The sequence below is a fragment of the Microbacterium sp. ARD31 genome (assembly GCF_031844425.1).
In genome coordinates, this window is the sequence record NZ_JAUZVE010000003.1 from 217,382 (window position 1) to 232,652 (window position 15,271).

Annotated in this window: 25 protein-coding genes; 19 read left to right on the top strand and 6 right to left on the bottom strand. The window is 70.8% G+C overall.

Annotated elements, in window-relative coordinates; translation table 11 throughout:
* Positions 1–13 precede the first annotated feature (13 nt).
* Both Q9S36_RS11460 and Q9S36_RS11465 read left to right on the top strand, forming a co-directional pair.
* Entirely contained in the window at positions 14–598 is a 585-nt protein-coding gene (locus tag Q9S36_RS11460; protein WP_311285253.1) for a PIN domain-containing protein, read from the top strand.
* Between the two features lie 291 nt (positions 599–889).
* Positions 890–2,080 carry an aminotransferase class I/II-fold pyridoxal phosphate-dependent enzyme gene (locus Q9S36_RS11465; protein WP_311285254.1) on the top strand — a complete coding sequence of 397 codons (1,191 nt, stop codon included), beginning with the start codon at positions 890–892 and terminating at the stop codon, positions 2,078–2,080.
* A gap of 10 nt (positions 2,081–2,090) precedes the next feature.
* On the opposite strand, the gene Q9S36_RS11470 is transcribed toward Q9S36_RS11465, so the two are convergent.
* On the bottom strand, positions 2,091–2,408 hold the full coding sequence (locus Q9S36_RS11470) for a hypothetical protein (RefSeq protein WP_311285255.1): 318 nt from the start codon (positions 2,406–2,408) through the stop codon (positions 2,091–2,093).
* A 69-nt stretch (positions 2,409–2,477) separates the two neighbouring features.
* Between Q9S36_RS11470 and Q9S36_RS11475 the strand changes: the two genes are divergently transcribed.
* Both Q9S36_RS11475 and Q9S36_RS11480 read left to right on the top strand, forming a co-directional pair.
* On the top strand, positions 2,478–3,179 hold the full coding sequence (locus Q9S36_RS11475) for a TetR/AcrR family transcriptional regulator C-terminal domain-containing protein (RefSeq protein ID WP_064003786.1): 702 nt from the start codon (positions 2,478–2,480) through the stop codon (positions 3,177–3,179).
* A gap of 111 nt (positions 3,180–3,290) precedes the next feature.
* Positions 3,291–3,884 carry a fasciclin domain-containing protein gene (locus tag Q9S36_RS11480; RefSeq protein ID WP_311285256.1) on the top strand — a complete coding sequence of 198 codons (594 nt, stop codon included), beginning with the start codon at positions 3,291–3,293 and terminating at the stop codon, positions 3,882–3,884.
* 28 nt (positions 3,885–3,912) lie between these two features.
* Here Q9S36_RS11480 and Q9S36_RS11485 read toward each other — a convergent pair whose 3' ends face one another.
* The gene (locus tag Q9S36_RS11485) at positions 3,913–4,071 is read right to left on the bottom strand and encodes a hypothetical protein (RefSeq protein ID WP_311285257.1); all 159 of its coding nucleotides are present in this window, start codon (positions 4,069–4,071) and stop codon (positions 3,913–3,915) included.
* Positions 4,072–4,246: 175 nt separating this feature from the next.
* Between Q9S36_RS11485 and Q9S36_RS11490 the strand changes: the two genes are divergently transcribed.
* The 8 genes from Q9S36_RS11490 (at position 4,247) to Q9S36_RS11525 (ending at position 9,786) form a co-directional block, all read left to right on the top strand.
* A complete protein-coding gene (locus Q9S36_RS11490) occupies positions 4,247–4,675 on the top strand; it encodes a hypothetical protein (RefSeq protein ID WP_311285258.1) in 429 nt (142 codons plus the stop codon).
* Positions 4,676–4,682: 7 nt separating this feature from the next.
* A complete protein-coding gene (locus tag Q9S36_RS11495) occupies positions 4,683–5,069 on the top strand; it encodes a DUF1304 domain-containing protein (RefSeq protein ID WP_311285259.1) in 387 nt (128 codons plus the stop codon).
* Positions 5,066–6,043, top strand: coding sequence for a Gfo/Idh/MocA family oxidoreductase (locus Q9S36_RS11500; RefSeq protein WP_311285569.1), 978 nt, complete (start codon positions 5,066–5,068; stop codon positions 6,041–6,043). The genes Q9S36_RS11495 and Q9S36_RS11500 overlap by 4 nt, the downstream gene beginning before the upstream one ends.
* A 22-nt stretch (positions 6,044–6,065) precedes the next feature.
* A complete protein-coding gene (locus tag Q9S36_RS11505) occupies positions 6,066–6,665 on the top strand; it encodes a DUF1349 domain-containing protein (protein WP_311285260.1) in 600 nt (199 codons plus the stop codon).
* Positions 6,666–6,703: 38 nt separating this feature from the next.
* Complete coding sequence (locus Q9S36_RS11510) at positions 6,704–7,345, top strand: ThuA domain-containing protein (RefSeq protein WP_311285261.1); 642 nt, start codon at positions 6,704–6,706, stop codon at positions 7,343–7,345.
* A 191-nt stretch (positions 7,346–7,536) separates the two neighbouring features.
* Entirely contained in the window at positions 7,537–8,682 is a 1,146-nt protein-coding gene (locus tag Q9S36_RS11515) for a zinc-dependent alcohol dehydrogenase (RefSeq protein WP_311285262.1), read from the top strand.
* Between the two features lie 13 nt (positions 8,683–8,695).
* Positions 8,696–9,271 (top strand): hypothetical protein, encoded by a 576-nt coding sequence (locus tag Q9S36_RS11520; RefSeq protein WP_311285263.1) that lies wholly within the window; start codon positions 8,696–8,698, stop codon positions 9,269–9,271.
* A 185-nt stretch (positions 9,272–9,456) separates the two neighbouring features.
* The gene (locus tag Q9S36_RS11525; protein WP_253034841.1) at positions 9,457–9,786 is read left to right on the top strand and encodes an ATP-dependent DNA ligase; all 330 of its coding nucleotides are present in this window, start codon (positions 9,457–9,459) and stop codon (positions 9,784–9,786) included.
* Positions 9,787–9,821: 35 nt separating this feature from the next.
* Here Q9S36_RS11525 and Q9S36_RS11530 read toward each other — a convergent pair whose 3' ends face one another.
* On the bottom strand, positions 9,822–10,337 hold the full coding sequence (locus Q9S36_RS11530) for a manganese catalase family protein (protein ID WP_396653747.1): 516 nt from the start codon (positions 10,335–10,337) through the stop codon (positions 9,822–9,824).
* A 46-nt stretch (positions 10,338–10,383) separates the two neighbouring features.
* Here Q9S36_RS11530 and Q9S36_RS11535 point away from each other — a divergent pair, with 46 nt between their 5' ends.
* Positions 10,384–11,190, top strand: coding sequence for a lytic murein transglycosylase (locus tag Q9S36_RS11535; protein ID WP_311285264.1), 807 nt, complete (start codon positions 10,384–10,386; stop codon positions 11,188–11,190).
* A 37-nt stretch (positions 11,191–11,227) separates the two neighbouring features.
* Here the strand turns inward: Q9S36_RS11535 and Q9S36_RS11540 are convergent, their stop codons facing one another.
* A complete protein-coding gene (locus Q9S36_RS11540) occupies positions 11,228–11,419 on the bottom strand; it encodes a hypothetical protein (protein WP_253035676.1) in 192 nt (63 codons plus the stop codon).
* Positions 11,420–11,802: 383 nt separating this feature from the next.
* Here Q9S36_RS11540 and Q9S36_RS11545 point away from each other — a divergent pair, with 383 nt between their 5' ends.
* The 4 genes from Q9S36_RS11545 (at position 11,803) to Q9S36_RS11560 (ending at position 13,470) form a co-directional block, all read left to right on the top strand.
* Entirely contained in the window at positions 11,803–12,093 is a 291-nt protein-coding gene (locus tag Q9S36_RS11545) for a hypothetical protein (protein WP_253035675.1), read from the top strand.
* Between the two features lie 97 nt (positions 12,094–12,190).
* On the top strand, positions 12,191–12,508 hold the full coding sequence (locus tag Q9S36_RS11550; protein ID WP_253035674.1) for a hypothetical protein: 318 nt from the start codon (positions 12,191–12,193) through the stop codon (positions 12,506–12,508).
* A 70-nt stretch (positions 12,509–12,578) separates the two neighbouring features.
* Complete coding sequence (locus Q9S36_RS11555; RefSeq protein ID WP_311285265.1) at positions 12,579–12,809, top strand: hypothetical protein; 231 nt, start codon at positions 12,579–12,581, stop codon at positions 12,807–12,809.
* A gap of 103 nt (positions 12,810–12,912) precedes the next feature.
* Entirely contained in the window at positions 12,913–13,470 is a 558-nt protein-coding gene (locus Q9S36_RS11560) for a Dps family protein (protein WP_064003810.1), read from the top strand.
* A 32-nt stretch (positions 13,471–13,502) separates the two neighbouring features.
* Here Q9S36_RS11560 and Q9S36_RS11565 read toward each other — a convergent pair whose 3' ends face one another.
* Positions 13,503–13,832: a hypothetical protein gene (locus Q9S36_RS11565; protein WP_253035672.1), complete on the bottom strand. Its 330-nt coding sequence runs from the start codon at positions 13,830–13,832 to the stop codon at positions 13,503–13,505.
* A gap of 61 nt (positions 13,833–13,893) precedes the next feature.
* Here Q9S36_RS11565 and Q9S36_RS11570 point away from each other — a divergent pair, with 61 nt between their 5' ends.
* Together Q9S36_RS11570 and Q9S36_RS11575 are read left to right on the top strand one after the other, a co-directional pair.
* A complete protein-coding gene (locus Q9S36_RS11570; protein WP_064003812.1) occupies positions 13,894–14,217 on the top strand; it encodes a hypothetical protein in 324 nt (107 codons plus the stop codon).
* The gene (locus tag Q9S36_RS11575; protein WP_311285266.1) at positions 14,195–14,683 is read left to right on the top strand and encodes a CinA family protein; all 489 of its coding nucleotides are present in this window, start codon (positions 14,195–14,197) and stop codon (positions 14,681–14,683) included. Before Q9S36_RS11570 ends, Q9S36_RS11575 begins: the two co-directional genes overlap by 23 nt.
* A 183-nt stretch (positions 14,684–14,866) precedes the next feature.
* Here Q9S36_RS11575 and Q9S36_RS11580 read toward each other — a convergent pair whose 3' ends face one another.
* Positions 14,867–15,220 carry a hypothetical protein gene (locus Q9S36_RS11580; RefSeq protein ID WP_311285267.1) on the bottom strand — a complete coding sequence of 118 codons (354 nt, stop codon included), beginning with the start codon at positions 15,218–15,220 and terminating at the stop codon, positions 14,867–14,869.
* Positions 15,221–15,271 lie beyond the last annotated feature (51 nt).

Sequence of the window (15,271 nt, forward strand, 5' to 3'; positions counted from 1 at the left end):
ACAGGATGGGGTCGTGTTCACGGCGACCCTCGACACCAGCGTGCTGTGGCCGAGCCTGCAACGCGACTTCCTCCTTTCGCTCGCGGTCGAGGGCGCGTATCGACCGACCTGGAGCTCGGCGATCCTCGACGAACTCGAGTTCCACGAGGAAGTCAAGCTCGTGAAGCGGGGGATACCCGTAGCGGAGGCTGCCAGCCGCGCAGCAACCCTCATCGCCGCGATGCGGCGAGAGTTCGCCGACGCGGAGGTCGAAGGCTGGGAACCGCTCGAAGGTACCTTCGGGCTTCCCGATCCGAATGACGAGCACGTGGTCGCTACGGCCGTCATCGCGGGAGCCGGAGCGATCGTCACCGAGAACCTGAAGGACTTCCCTGCAGCCAAGATTCCGCCGGGCATCCAGGTGCTCAGCGCCAGGGAGTTCGCGAAGAACACTGTCGCGCTCAACCCCAGACATGCGCTCGCCGCGGTGCGGGAGATCGCGAGTCGTTCCGGCCGCTACGGTGCAGCGCTCACCGTCGAGGAGATCCTGGACACGTTGCGCGACCGATACGGCATGATCGAAGCCGTCGAGATGATGGTCGTAGCTGCGTCCGCGTAGCCTACAGTTCGCATGACTGAAGAGCGGGGTGCAGCCACCTGATTTCGCGCCGAACACCCGCCACGTTTCTGCCGCGAATCGAACCGCGCTGACCTGATCGAGGAGAACGTCTGTGACCTCAGAACACGCGGAATCATGCGGTTTCAGCTGGGTCCAGGTGCCATCGGCGCGATTTCAAATCCCTCCGTCTCCGCCACGAGAAGCCCCGGCCCGCCGGGGCTTCCGGCGTTTCGGATGCCGAGTGTTACGACCCGATTTGCATGGCCGTCGCGCACCCCGCATCGTCGGGGGATGAGCGTCATCCCCCCGATCGGATCCCACCCGTTCGACCGGATCGATCGGTCGCGGTTCGATCGTCCCGAGAGCCGCAAGTGGAGCCTGCACCCGGGGTCCGTCGGCGCGTGGGTGGCCGAGATGGACTTCGGCATCGCTCCGCCGGTCTCGGAGGCGTTGCAGCGAGCGGTGACCGACGGCATCCTCGGCTATCTGTCCCCGCCGCTCGCCGCCGATCTCGGGCACGCGACGGCGGAATGGATGCGGACGGAATACGGGTGGCAGGTCGACCCCGAGCGGGTGCACCCGGTGTCGGACGTCATGGCCGCCCTCGGCGTCGCGATCACCGAGTACGCGCCGGCGGGGTCGGCGGTCATCGTGCCCACCCCCGCGTACATGCCCTTCCTCACCTACCTGCCGACCATCGGACACCCCGTCGTGGAGGTACCCGGTGTCGTGGTGGACGGCCGCTGGCAGCACGACCTCGACGGCATCGACGCGGCCTTCGCCGCCGGGGCGCGGACGCTCGTGCTGTGCAACCCGCACAACCCGACCGGCACCGTTCTGACCCGCGCAGAGCTGACCGCGCTCGCCGAGGTCGTCGAACGGCACGGCGGCCGGGTGTTCGCCGACGAGATCCACGCGCCGCTGCGCTACGACGGCGCGCCCCACGTGCCGTACGCGTCTCTGTCCGAGGCGACGGCGGCCCACACGATCACCGGCACGAGCGCGTCGAAGGCGTGGAACCTCGCCGGGGTGAAGACCGCGCAGCTCATCACCTCGAACGACGCCGACCAGGCCGCGTACCGCCGCTTCGGATTCGCGGTGCAGCACGGCGCGGCGACCGTCGGCGTCGTCGCGGCCATCGCCGCCTACCGCGACGGGCGGCCGTGGCTCGACGAGGTGATCGCGTACCTGGATGCCGAGCGGCACGAGCTCGGGCGACTGCTCGCCGAGCACCTCCCCGGCGCGCGGTACACCCCGCCGCAGGCGACCTACATCGGGTGGATCGACGCGTCCGGCCTCGACCTGCCGACATCGCCGGCGACCTTCTTCCGCGAGAAGGCGGGAGTCGTCCTCACCGACGGCGCATTGCTCGGCCGTGGCTACGAGGACTTCGTCCGCATCGTGTTCGCGACGCCGCGCCCGGTCCTGCGCGACGCCGTCCACGCGATGGGGGATGCCGCCCGCCGCGTCGCGGGCGCCTGATCACCGGCTCTCAGAGACCGGCGACCTGCCCCTCTTCGTCGGGCTCCGGCACGATGCGGAGTCCGCCGGGGGAGTTCGCGGTGGCCATGAGGCTCTCGATCCACGCGGGGTTCAGCGGACCGCTGGAACGGCTCTGGTAGCGCACGTCCCAACTGGTGGAGACGCCCACCCAGCGCGAGACGCGGCCGCTTCCAAGGCTGGGGTCGACCGTCCACGTGATGATGAACGGCTCGCGGCGCCGCAGTTTCGTCACCATCACGACTTCGAGGTGAGCGAGGAGGCGGTCATCGAGCGTGACCGTCTCGGAGCCGAATGCCAAACGTCCCATCAGCGCAAGCTTACGCTGTAAGCATGCGGATCCGCCGAGAAAGGGGGAGGATCGGCGTGGAGGCTCCTCATGAGCAGACAGACCGATCGTGCGATGACGCCGCGACTGAGTCGCGCAGGGATCGTCGACGCGGCGCTCGAGCTCGTCGATCGCTCGGGTCCCGCGGGACTGTCGATGCGCGCCCTGGGCAATCACCTGGGTGTTGAAGCGATGTCGCTGTACCGCCACGTCCACGGCAAAGAGGACCTCCTCGAAGGCGTCGTCGACCTGCTGACGTCGGAGCTCACCGAGGTGATGGAGCGCGAGGCCGAGGAGCATTGGCAGACGTTCCTGCAGAACGTGGCCCACGCCGTGCGCGAGATCGCGATCACGCATCCGCTCGCCTTCCCCCTCATCGCGACCCGCCACCCCGCCGCGCCGTGGTTGCGCCCGCCGCTGCGCAGCATCGAGGCCGTCGACATCCTTCTGCGCGTCCTGCTGGCGCACGGGTTCTCCGACGAGCAGGCCGTCCGTGCCTATCGCGGCTTCAGCAGCTTCCTCCTCGGTCAGCTGCTTCTCGAGGCAGCCGTCCGCGGTGCCGACGTCGGTGGGGCGGGGGCCGCGTCCGGGACGGGGGAGCCTTCCTTCTCGGGCCAGGGCGAGGACGACCTGGACGACGCGCCCCAGGTGCGCCGACTACGCCCCCTCCTGAGCGAGGACCACAGCAAGGAGGAGTTCGAGACCGCCCTCGAGGTCCTCCTCGACAGGCTCGAAGCCGAGCTGTCGCCGTAGCGCGCAGATGTTTTTTCGCCGGGTGCATCCGCGGCGGCCCTTCGACGGGAATACACAGTGGTGCCCGACATGTCCGCCGGGTGCGACTCTTCTCATCGAAGGAGCAGCATGATGAACAAGAAGTTCGGGATCGCCCTCGCCGCTGTCGTCACGGGCGCGCTGGCGCTCACCGCCTCGCCCGCGTCGGCGCACCAGGCGACGAAGCCCGCCGGCAACATCGTCGACGTCGCCGTGAACGCCTCCGGCGGCGGCACCCCCGACGGCAACGCGTCCGACTACGACATCCTGGTCCAGGCCGTCGTCGCGACCGGGCTCGCCGACACCCTCGCCGACACGGGCGCGACCTACACGGTGTTCGCGCCGAACGATCGGGCCTTCCTGCGCCTCGTCACCGACCTGACCGGCACGGCGCCGGCATCCGAGGCGGCCGCCCTCGAGGCGATCACGTCGACCTTCACGGCGGATCAGATCAGCGACATCCTGCTGTACCACGTGGTCGCGGGCAAGAAGCTGTCCCCGGTCAAGGTGCTCTTCTCGCGCTCGATCGAGATGGCGAACGGCGGCACGATCGAGCCGCGCGGCATCGTCCTGCGCGATGAGACGCCCGAGCTGAAGAACCCCAAGCTCGTGCTGCGCGCGATCGACATCAAGGCCTCCAACGGTGTCATCCACACGATCGACCGGGTGCTCGTCCCGGCATCCTGACCGCTGAGGGTCGCCGCCGCGGCGCCCGTCAGCGCGAGAGCAGACGCTGCAACCAGCGCAGCCTCGCGCGGCGGGCGTCGCGGCTGAGGGGGGCATCGGGCGCCAGGGCGTCGAAGGCGTGCGCGCCGCCGGGCCAGACGTGCAGTTCGGCATCGCCGCCGGCCGCCCACCTGTTCCATCTGCGCACACCGCGCAGCCTCGGCGACCCCGAGCGGCGCCACCGGCACGCCCGCATCGCGCGCGAGCTCCCGGGACCTGCGCAACTGGACCGACCACGGGGTCGTCCTCGGTCCGGGAGGGGCGGGCAGCCCCGACGGTACGGCGACGTGGACGGGATCCGTGGTGCGCGGCGACGACGGGCTGTGGCGCAGGTTCTGCGCGCGAAGGGCGCGGACGACCGCTCGGGGGGCGTCGGCCACGCCTGGTCGCCCGACCTCGACACCTGGACCGCTCAGCCGCACCTCGGGGCGGTGTCGACGCGCTTCCCCCACCTCGAGGTCCTGCAGACGGTTCAGGTGGGGGAGGAGCAACTCACGCTGTTCTGCGCCACGCGCTCCGACGGCGTCGAGGGCGTCTGGGCGATGCCGACGGGACAGGTCCCGGTCGACGCGCGCCCCGACGACGCCCGGCTGATCGCCGCCGCCCCCGCCTATGCGGGTCGGGTGGTCCGCGGTCGTGACGGTTCGCCGGTGCTCCTCGCCTTCACGCGGGATGCCGGGGGCGCCCCGCTCGGCATCAGCGACCCGATCGAGGTCGCGTCGCTCTGGCGCGACGCGGTGCGTCTGGGATGATGGCGGCATGATCATCGCCGGCTTGGTGTTCGCGGCGCTCGGCGCCGCCATCCACGTCTACATCTTCTATCTGGAGTCGATCGCATGGTCGGGGGCAGCGGCGCGGCGCACCTTCGGCACGACGGACGAGACCGTGCACGTCACGAAGCCGTTCGCCTACAACCAGGGCTTCTACAACCTGTTGCTCGCGATCGCCGTCTTCCTCGGCATCGTCTTCGTTGCGACCGGGTCGACCGCGATCGGCGCGACCCTCGTCTTCGTCGGCGCCGGGTCGATGGTGGCTGCCGGTCTCGTGCTGCTGCTGTCGGATCGCTCCAAGGCGCGCGCCGCGATGATCCAGCTGACGGCGCCGCTCCTCGGTGTCGTCCTGCTCGCGATCGGACTGGCGCTCTGAGACTCGCGGTCGTCGGCGCCGGCAAGATCGTCGCTGAGTTCCTGCCCCACGCCCGGCAGATCCCGGGCGTCACCCTCGCCGCGATCGTCGGCACCGAGCGCAGCAGGGCGAAGCTCGAGCAGACCGCGGCGACCCACGGCATCCCGTCCGTCTTCACCGACCTCGACGCCTGTCTCGCCGACCCCGCCGTCGACACCGTGTGGGTCGCGGTGCCGAACGTGCTGCACGCCGACGTCGCGCGGCGGGCGCTGCTCTCCGGAAAACACGTCGTCTGCGAGAAGCCCTTCGTGCTGCGCGCCGAGGACCTCGCCGAGCTCCGCGCGCTCGCCGAGGAGCGCGGGCTGATCCTGGTGGAGGCCATCAGCACGCAGTACCTCGCGAACGTCGAGTGGATGCGGCGGAACCTCGGCCGCCTCGGCGATCTGCGGCTCGTGCAGTGCGAGTACTCGCAGTACTCCTCGCGCTACGACGCGTTCCGGGAGGGTGCCGTCGCGCCCGCCTTCGACCCGTCGGCGGGCGGCGGCGCCCTCATGGACCTCGGGATCTACGCGCTGCACCTGGTCGTCGGCCTCGTGGGCGCCCCCGACTCGGTCGTCTACACGCCCCGGATGGAACGCGGTGTCGACACGTCGGGTGTCGCCGTCCTCGGCTATTCCGACCTGACGGCCGTCTGCGTCGCCGCGAAGGATTCGCCCGGCCCCTCGCGCACGAAGATCCAGGGGACGCAGGGCGTCATGATCGTCGACGGACCGCCCAACGAGATCGCCGCCGTCGAGCTGCAGCTGCGGGACGGGACGAGCGAGCGCATCGCCCTCGACGACGACCCGCATCGGATGACCGCGGAGTTCCGGGCCTTCGTGCGGATGATCGCCGAGCGCGATCTCGCCGAGCGCGACCGGCGGCTCGACCACAGCGCGGCGGTGCTCGACGTCGCCCTCCGCGCCGTCGCGTCGGCCGGCCTCCGCCTCGGCTGAGGCGCCCCGATAGCCTGGCGGGATGAGCGCCGTCACCCGAGCAGAAGAGCCCGTCGCTTGGTCGGAGGGGACCTGGACGACCCGGCCGCACGCGGTGGTGGAGCAGGACGGGATGCTGCGCGTCACCGCCGTCGAGGGCAGCGACGCGTGGCGGATCACCTCCTACGGGTTCGTCCACGACACCGAGCACGCGCTGCTCGCGCCGATCCCCGACGGCAGCGCGATGGAGGTCGCCTTCGACGCGACCTTCGAGGCCCAGTTCGACCAGGCCGGGCTGTTCGTCCGGGTGGACGAGGCGCGGTGGGTGAAGGCCGGTGTCGAGTTCTCGGACGGCGCACTGCAGGTGGGTGCCGTCGTGACCGACGGGATGTCGGACTGGTCGCTCGCTCCCGTGCCGGAGTGGCTCGGCCGCCGCATCACGGTGCGCGTGAGCCGGGACGGGAACGCGCTCACCGTGCGGGCGGGCGCCGACGACGAGCCGCTGCGGCTGGTCCGCGTGATCCCCTTCGCGGCCGACCTGGATGCCGCGGCGGGCCCGTTCGTCTGCGCCCCGACCCGTGCCGGGCTGACCGTCGCCTTCGCGTCGTGGCGGCGGGGCTCCGCCGACGCGGAGCTGCACTGACGGCCCGAGGCAGGGCGCCGACGCGGTAGCCTCCCGGCATGACCGTGCGCACCGTGATCCTGTCGGGTGCCGGCCGGTACGCCGACCCGTGGCATCCCTTCGCCGAGACCTCCGCCCGACTCGCGGCGATCCTGCAGGGAATCGGTCACGACGTGACCGTCCGCGAAGACGTGGACGCCGCCATGGCGTCGCTCGCGGACGCCGACCTCCTCGTCGTCAACGCGGGCGATCCGTGGCGCGGCGGGGAGCGGGGAGTGGATGCCGCGGCCGTCGCCGCGTTCGATGCGGCACTCGACCGCGGGGTCGGCGTCCTCGCGATGCACTGCGCGGTCGCCTCGCTGCGCGACTACCCGCGCTGGGCGGGTGCGATCGGGGCGGTCTGGCTGCCGACCCTGTCGTTCCATCCGCCGTTCGGCCGGGTCGTGGTCGACACCCGGGACGGGGTGCCGTTCACCGTCGAGGACGAGCGCTACTGCGCGCTGCAGGCCACCGGCGACCGGGACGTCATCGCGTGGCACGGGGGCGACGCCGGTCACCGCGAGCCGACGGCGTGGCGGCGCGCGGTCGGCCCCTCCCGCGTCGCGGTGGACGTGCTCGGTCACGACGTGCGCTCGTACGACGCGCCCGGGCACGCCGCGCTCGTCGCGGACCTGGCCACCTGGGCCGCCGCCACGCGCTGAAGACCTGGCCGCCGCGCGCTGAACACCGACGCGCGGGGCGCCGGCTCAGCCGCGCCACATCCTCACCGAGGCGGGCACGGGGTCTCGCTTCGAGCTCGGCGCCTCGGACTGACACGTCCCCGCGACGGGCGCAACCCCCTCGCTCGCGTGCTCTCCTCCGACCAGGCTCGCCCGGAACCTGAGGAGGATCGATGAAGGCGATGACCTATCGCGGACCGTACAAGATCCGCGTCGACCGCAAGAGCGACCCGGTGATCGCTCACCCGAACGACGCCATCGTGCGCGTCGAGCTGGCGTCGATCTGCGGCTCCGATCTGCACCTGTACCACGGCATGATGCCCGACACCCGGGTCGGCCACACGTTCGGGCACGAGTTCATCGGCTGGGTCGAGGAGGTCGGCTCGTCGGTGCAGAACCTGAAGCCCGGCGACAGGGTCATGGTCCCCTTCAACATCTACTGCGGATCATGCTTCTTCTGCGCCCGCGGCCTCTTCTCCAACTGCCACAACGTCAACGCCAATGCGACGGCGATCGGCGGCATCTACGGATACTCGCACTCGACCGGCGGGTTCGACGGCGGTCAGGCCGAGCTGGTGCGCGTGCCGTTCGCCGACGTCGGCCCTCAGGTGATCCCCGACGACATCGCGTCCGAGGATGCGCTTCTGCTGACCGACGCGTTCTCGACCGGGTACTTCGGCTCGCAGCTCGCCGACATCGTCGAGGGCGACACTGTGGTCGTGCTGGGAGCCGGTCCCGTCGGGCTGGCCGCGGCGCGCTCGTGCTGGCTCATGGGGGCTGGCCGCGTGATCGTCGTCGACCACCTCGACTACCGGCTGCAGAAGGCGCGCGAGTTCGCCTTCGCCGAGACCGTGCACTTCGGTCAGGTCGACGACATCGTGCTGACGCTCAAGAAGATGACCGACGGTCTCGGCGCGGATGCCGTGATCGACGCCGTCGGGGCCGAGGCGGACGGCCACGTCCTGCAGCACGTCACGGCCGCGAAGCTCAAGCTCCAGGGCGGCTCGCCCGTCGCTCTCAACTGGGCGATCGACGCGGTCCGCAAGGGCGGGACCGTCTCAGTCATGGGCGCCTACGGGCCGCTGTTCAGCGCGATCAAGTTCGGCGACGCCATGAACAAGGGACTGACGATCCGCGCCAACCAAGCGCCGGTCAAGCGGCAGTGGCCGCGCCTGCTCGAGCACATCCGCGCCGGACACATCGCCCCGCGGGAGCTCATCACCCACCGCTTCGACCTCGACGACATCGCCGAGGGATACCACGTGTTCTCGTCGAAGCTCGACGGCATCATCAAGCCCGTCGTGACGTTCGGCGCCTGAGCGAGGAGGAACCATGCCGTACCGTGCAGACAAGCCCGGCCAGACCCCCGACCCCGAAGACCTCCGCCGCCGCATCCCCGGCTGGGGCGCCGACCTCGACCCCGCCGACCGCCCCGCCTTCCCGCGCGAGCAGCCCGGGATCGAGACCGGCGCCCACTGGAACCTGCCCGAGCAGCAGCCGCACGGGTCCGGTCGCGAGCGCTCGATCGAGCACGAGCGCCTCACCCCGGTGTTCGGGACCGCGCAGCCGCTCCACGGCGTCTCGGGGGCGATCCGGCGACTGGCCTACGCGAGGTTCAGCGAGGGGCAGACACCGCACTGGATGCTGCTGATCCTGGGCGACCGGGTCGAGTCGGCGGGCGCTCACGCGAGGTCCCTGTTCTCCCGCCGTCCCGACGACCCGGTGACGCAGTCGGGCATCCTCGGCGAACGCGGACGCGGCCCGATCTCCTCGCGTGTCGGGCGGGGACGCGTGGACGTGCGCCACACCTGGATGGACCCCGTCCTCGTCCTGGGGCCGTGGGTGGTGGCCGCGGTGGTCGTCTTTCGGATCGTCCGCGCGGCGGTGGCCCCGGCATCCCGCCGCTGACACGGTCTTCCGACACGCCCGGGATGACATCGACCCCCGGCGCACCGCGCGCCGGGGGTTGCGCGGCGGGCGCGGGGAGAGGATCGTGGCACGGCTACGGAGATGCACCGCCCTGCGGATCCGCAGCGCCGTCACGCACGGCGTGTCCGCGGGTGACGGTGCGGTCTCGGCCGGAGGACCGCCCCATGGGTCGATTCAACTACAGCAGTCAGGTCAAGACCGAGGTCGAGGACCGGGCGCTCGCACACCTGCAGGTCGTCATCGGCAACAAGCTGCGCCGCGGCGAGTCGTTCTTCTTCACGTGGCGCGACGACGCGACCGTCGGCGACGGCCGACGATCCGTCTGGATCCATCCGTCCGCCGACCTCGACTTCAAGTACTACGGGTCGCGCGCGCCGGCGATGAACCGGACGTGGCTCGAGAAGCTCGCCTACGCCGCGAACTCGTCGGGCGGACTGTTCGTCATGTCCGAGCCGCCCGATGAGCCCCAAACGGGGACCATCGAGTCGATCTGAGCGGATGCCGGGCGTCGCCGCCCGGCATCCGACTCTCAGGACAACTTGTCCTTGATGACGCCCTCGGCCTTGTCGATCAGATTCGGCTTGGCGTCGGTGCCGTAGAAGCGCGGGTCCGGCTGCGTCGGCGGGGGCATGGGCACCGAGGTGTCGGGGCCATCGAGGTAGGTGAACTCGCCCTCGCCGTCGGGGGTCGGGCCGCTCGCCCACGAGCCTTCCGCCGCGGCCTGACCGTCGGAGAAGTTGATGTACTTGTACGAGTGGTCCCGCGCCTCGTTCGACAGCGGGAAGTTGAGGGGCACAGGGATGTCCTCGACGCCCTCCTCGCGCAGCTCCTGAGCGGCGCGGATCCACTGGTTCTGGTGCATCGTGTCGCGGGCCAGTAGGAACGACAGCATCTCGCGGACGCCGTGGTCGTCGGTCATGTTGTAGATGCGGGCCACCTGCACACGCCGCGTCCGGGGACCGTAGGCAGCGCTCTTCCGGTCGGTGAGGGGCCGTGACGAGCTGACCGCGACGTGCGACACGGGCAGCCCCCAGCGGGCCCTCACGCCGACGGGTTAGCGTGGGGCGGGCAGTCGGACCGGGGAGGCGCAGATGGCGGCACGCCGCAGGCGATCCCCGGCGCGCGCGCGGCGCGGCCGGCTCGCGGCGCTCGCCGTCGGGATCGGTGTCGCCCCCGCCGCCGTCGTGATCCTCCTCGCCGCGTGCCTGCCGGCGGCGCTGCGTCCCGCCGAGCCCGAGGGCGCGCCCCTGCCGCCGGTTTCGTCGCGCTGGGCCGACACCCCGCCACCCGCCCTCGCCGTCGCGGGAGCCGACCCCGCCCGCGCGCCGGCGGCCGATCTCGTCGACGCCGAGTGGGCGTCGCGGGTGGCGGCGGCCACCGGCATCCCCCGTCGCGCCGTCATCGCGTACGCGGCGGCGGACCTTACCGTCGCCCACGAGCAGCCGTCCTGCGCGATCGGCTGGAACACCCTCGCCGGGATCGGGTGGGTCGAGTCCCGGCACGGGTCGTACGGCGGGTCGCGCCTCGACGAGAGCGGCCTGGTGACACCCCGCATCCTGGGGCCGCGGCTGGACGGGGACGGTGTGGCGGCCATCGCCGACACGGACGGCGGGGACCTCGACGGTGACGACCGGTGGGACCGCGCGGTCGGGCCGCTGCAGTTCATCCCAGAGACCTGGCGGCGATGGGGCGCGGACGGAGACGCCGACGGCACCCGCGACCCGAACCACATCGATGACGCCGCCCTGGCGGCTGCGCGTTACTTGTGCCGGTCCGGCCCGATGGCGACCGAGACCGCTTGGCGCGACGCCGTGTTCACCTACAACCCGCTCACCCGTTACATCGACGACGTCGCGACCCGTGCGAACGAGTACGCGCAGATGGCGCCGGCGGGCTGACACGACGAAGGCCGCACACGGGGTGCGGCCTTCGCGATCAGTGGTCGGTGCGCTTCAGCGACCTGCTGGAATCCGCCGAGTCGGGATCGACGCCCGGCTCGACCTTCTCGATGGGCACCGCCGCATCGTCCTCGACCGCCTGCTTGACCGCACCCATCGGGTCCTCGTCCGGGAGTGCACCTCCGGGAATCGGCTTGTCCGACTCGGTGTGCTGCGCGTCGTGGTCCATGACTGCTCCTCTCGTCGAGGTGCCGACCTTACGGAGACGCCGGGCCGCAGGGCAGGGGCTTGCACAGGTGAGGCCCCGGCGATAAGCCCGATCGCCGGGGCCGTTGTAAGCGCGGGAGAAAAAATTGGTGACCCGAACACCTCTCGTCTCGACCGTCCGCCTACGTACCTTGCACCGTCAACGCTAGGCGAGCGCACGTGACGTGCCGGGGGCATTGACGCCGCATCCCGGCGTCTGCTACTCACCCCGGCTAACCCTCGGTCCCGGCGGTGTCAAGCCCCTCGGTGCGCGCCCTGCGCGGAGCGATGGTGAGACCCGCGAGGCGGTCAACTCGCGGCAGATCGACGAAGACCTGCGAACACGCTACATCCGGAGGTGCGACCGTGAGTGAGGATTCCTGCGGGCGATTGATCCTCGAGCCGCTGTCCGCGTCGGCATGGCGGCTCTGCGACGCGACGGCGGCGGCGTCCGACGCCGCCCATCTGATCGCGTACGTCGAGGCCGCCGACGATGGCGGGTACGACGTCACCTGGGTCTTCTGCGGTCGTGGGACGGGGTGGTACCCCACCGTGGACGAGCTGCTGCGCGGGGCGATCCGTTACCTCGCGGCAGCCGCGCCCCGCCGCGCCAAGCCGAAGCCGATCGCGCACCGTCCGCCGCTGGCGGCCCTGTAGGGGCTAATCGCCTCATCGCCGACTGTCAAGATCGTGACTCCGTGGGCGATCCGGCGCATGCTGGGTCTCCGATGTCCGTCCGAGGCCGAGGAGAACGATGAACCGCATCGACATCTCGTACGGCGGCCAGTGGTACAGCATCGGCAATCGCACCCTCGACGAGGTCCATCAGGAGATCCAGGAGGGGGTGGCCGCAGGGCAGCATTGGCTCGCCGTCAACGACGGGGAGGGCAGCCCCCGGCCCGCCTACCTCTTCATCACCCCGGGTGTCCCGATCGCCGTCATTCCCGTACCGGAGCCGCAGGATCCGCCCACCGACGGCCAGGCGCCGGCGTTCGACGACCCCGACCCCGACGGTTTGCCGCCGTTCTGGCGCGGCCCCCGCATCCATCCGGATCGGCAGCGGTCCGTCTGAGTTCTATCCCCGGTACCCGTGGCGGTCAAGGGGATGACACCTGCGCCGCCCGGCGCGCAGACTGTCCTGCATGAGCGACGCCATCGATCCCCGTGAAGGGGTCCAGTCCGGCCCCTCGATGTCACAGAACCCCGCGGATGCCGCGCAGAGGATCGACGGCATCATCGTCCAGTGCCAGGCCGACCTCGCCGGCCAGGAGGGCGCGGACGTGCGCCTGCTGCTGGAGCGCCGACTGCAGGATGCCGGTTTGACGCTCTCCGACGAGGAGATGACCGCCGCTCTGGCGCGCCTGGGCGCGTGAGCCCGGCTATCACCGGGGCCGCCGGCGGCGCAACCCGATGTCGTCTGCGACGACGCCGACGTAGCGTGACACACGACCCCGTTCCGAGAAAGAAGGATGTGTCATGACGACAACCCAGACGAAGTCCGCGACCTCGGCGACCCGCAACAAGCGTCGCCCCGCCAAGTCGGGTGCGCAGCTGACGGAGGAGCAGAACGCGGAGCGCGGCTTCACCGCGTCGCAGAAGCTCAGTGACAACCTGCAGGCGGTCCTCGTCGACCTCCTGGAGCTGTCGATCCAGGGTAAGCAGGCGCACTGGAACGTGGTCGGCAAGAACTTCCGCGACACGCACCTGCAGCTCGACGAGATCATCGACGCCGCCCGGGAGTTCAGCGACACCGTGGCCGAGCGCATGCGCGCCCTGCACGCCGTCCCCGACGGCCGCAGCGACACCGTCGCCGAGACCACGACGCTGCCCGAGTTCCCCCACGGCGAGGTGTTGACCTCGGACGTCATCGACCTCGTGACCGAGCGCCTCGAGGCGACCATTTCGACGTGCCGCGACGTGCACGACGAGGTCGACGAGGAGGACCCGACGAGCGCCGACATCCTGCACGGCATCCTCGAGAGCCTCGAGCAGTTCGCCTGGATGATCAGTGCGGAGAACCGCACTCCTCGGTGATCCTTCGACGAGAGCTCCCGCCGACGGCCGCGTCACTCCGTGACGTGGCCGTCGCGGTCGTCGTGGAACATCTCCGGCATGAGTTGGATGCCGCCGGAGGAGTTGGCGGATGCCGCCAGTTCCTCGATCCACTCGCGGCTGAGCGCGGGCGGCTCGGGCTCGTCGAACACGAAACGCAGGGGGATGGCGGGGTGCAGCCAGATGGTGGTGCGTCCCTGCGGCGAATCCTCGGGGTGCTGCCACGAGACGGTGAAGCTCTCGGAACGCCGGAGCTTGGTCGCGATCACGATCTTCAGGTGAGCGAGCGCGCGATCCGCGATCCGGATGGGGATCGCCGAGCTGCCGTAGTAGATCACACCCATGGGGCCACCATAATGGGAGATGTCCGTCGCGACTCCGCGATGACACGACGAGGGGGCCGCAGTGGGCAAGTTCATCTATGAGGATTCCATCAAGGTGGACTTCGAAGACCGCACCCTGGCTCACCTGCAGCAGGTCATCGGCAACAAGCTGCGCCGCGGCGAGTCCTTCCACTTCACGTGGCGCGACGACAGGAGCATCGGCGAGGGCCGCACGTCCGTCTGGCTCCACCCCCACGCGTCGCTCGTCTTCAAGTACTACGGCAGCCGTCAGTCGCGCATCAATCGCGCGTGGTCCGAGGCCCTGATGTACGCCGCCAACTCGCCGGCCGGTCTTCACCTGGTCCCCGAGCCCGCCGATCCCGGTGAGGCGGAGAGCTCTGCCTGATCTCGTCGAACGCATCGCCGACGCGGCAGGCCGCGTCGGGGTGGTCTGCGCGGTCGCCGAATCCCTCACGAGCGGGCGTCTGGCGGCCGAGGTCGGGCGCGGCTCGTCCGCCCAGGACTGGTTCGCGGGCGGGGTCGTCGCGTATCAGGTGCGCGTCAAGGAGGAGGTCCTGGGCCTCGGACCCGGAACCGATCCCTGCTCGCCCGAGTGCGCAGAGCAGCTCGCACGCGGGGTCCGTGCCCTGCTGGGCGCGGATGTCGCCGTGTCGACGACGGGCGTCGGCGGACCGGACGCCCAGGACGGGCACGCTCCGGGCACCGTCTACCTCGGCTGGGCGACGGCGGATGCCGCCGGCCACGAGCTCGTGCGGTTCGACGGGGATCCCGTGGAGGTGATCGACCAGGCGGTCGGGGCTGCGCTGGCCCTGCTGCTGCAGGCTGTCGAGGCGACGCGCGCGGACGGGTGACGGGCGCGGCATCCGTGTCGTCCGAACAAGAAGCCGCCCCGCGCCGTGGGGGGTCGGCGAGCGGGGCGGCAGGGGGGGCCTGGGGGGGTCACACCAGCAGGGGCGGACTCCCGAAGCGTTCGGTGAAGTCGGCAGCGAGGGCGTCCTCGTAGGCGTCCGCCTCGTCGATCAAGTCGGGGTGACTCATGCGGCGGCCACCGGGCGACGAGTCTCAGGACGGGCGGCGGTGATCTCGGGGATGTCGAGATCGGCATCGAGGATGAGTCCTCCGTTGGAGGTGGCCTGGTCGGCCATCTCGCGCAGCGTCGCGGGGTTCAGGGGGACCGCCGCGGCCTGGTCGTAGACGAAGCGCAGCGGGATGGCGGGCTGGAACCAGAGGGTCGTACGGCCCTCGCCCTCCTCTCCGGTGCCCTTCCACGAGACGACGAAGCTCTCGCTGCGCCGCAGCTTGGTCGTCGCCACGGCGGCGAGGTGAGCGAGGATGCGGTCCGGCATGACGATGGGGGAATCGACGTTCCCGTAATAGAGGCTTCCCATGACGTTCTCCTGGTGTGGGTCGTGGTGAGGGGGTCAGTGGTGGGCCGGCCG

Coding starts and splice junctions, on each gene's coding strand:
- Q9S36_RS11465 (WP_311285254.1), top strand. CDS start 890: ATGAGCGTCATCCCCCCGATCGGATCCCACCCGTTCGACCGGATCGAT.
- Q9S36_RS11470 (WP_311285255.1), bottom strand. CDS start 2,408: ATGGGACGTTTGGCATTCGGCTCCGAGACGGTCACGCTCGATGACCGC.
- Q9S36_RS11475 (WP_064003786.1), top strand. CDS start 2,478: ATGAGCAGACAGACCGATCGTGCGATGACGCCGCGACTGAGTCGCGCA.
- Q9S36_RS11480 (WP_311285256.1), top strand. CDS start 3,291: ATGAACAAGAAGTTCGGGATCGCCCTCGCCGCTGTCGTCACGGGCGCG.
- Q9S36_RS11495 (WP_311285259.1), top strand. CDS start 4,683: ATGATCATCGCCGGCTTGGTGTTCGCGGCGCTCGGCGCCGCCATCCAC.
- Q9S36_RS11505 (WP_311285260.1), top strand. CDS start 6,066: ATGAGCGCCGTCACCCGAGCAGAAGAGCCCGTCGCTTGGTCGGAGGGG.
- Q9S36_RS11510 (WP_311285261.1), top strand. CDS start 6,704: ATGACCGTGCGCACCGTGATCCTGTCGGGTGCCGGCCGGTACGCCGAC.
- Q9S36_RS11515 (WP_311285262.1), top strand. CDS start 7,537: ATGAAGGCGATGACCTATCGCGGACCGTACAAGATCCGCGTCGACCGC.
- Q9S36_RS11520 (WP_311285263.1), top strand. CDS start 8,696: ATGCCGTACCGTGCAGACAAGCCCGGCCAGACCCCCGACCCCGAAGAC.
- Q9S36_RS11525 (WP_253034841.1), top strand. CDS start 9,457: ATGGGTCGATTCAACTACAGCAGTCAGGTCAAGACCGAGGTCGAGGAC.
- Q9S36_RS11535 (WP_311285264.1), top strand. CDS start 10,384: ATGGCGGCACGCCGCAGGCGATCCCCGGCGCGCGCGCGGCGCGGCCGG.
- Q9S36_RS11540 (WP_253035676.1), bottom strand. CDS start 11,419: ATGGACCACGACGCGCAGCACACCGAGTCGGACAAGCCGATTCCCGGA.
- Q9S36_RS11550 (WP_253035674.1), top strand. CDS start 12,191: ATGAACCGCATCGACATCTCGTACGGCGGCCAGTGGTACAGCATCGGC.
- Q9S36_RS11555 (WP_311285265.1), top strand. CDS start 12,579: ATGAGCGACGCCATCGATCCCCGTGAAGGGGTCCAGTCCGGCCCCTCG.
- Q9S36_RS11560 (WP_064003810.1), top strand. CDS start 12,913: ATGACGACAACCCAGACGAAGTCCGCGACCTCGGCGACCCGCAACAAG.
- Q9S36_RS11565 (WP_253035672.1), bottom strand. CDS start 13,832: ATGGGTGTGATCTACTACGGCAGCTCGGCGATCCCCATCCGGATCGCG.
- Q9S36_RS11580 (WP_311285267.1), bottom strand. CDS start 15,220: ATGGGAAGCCTCTATTACGGGAACGTCGATTCCCCCATCGTCATGCCG.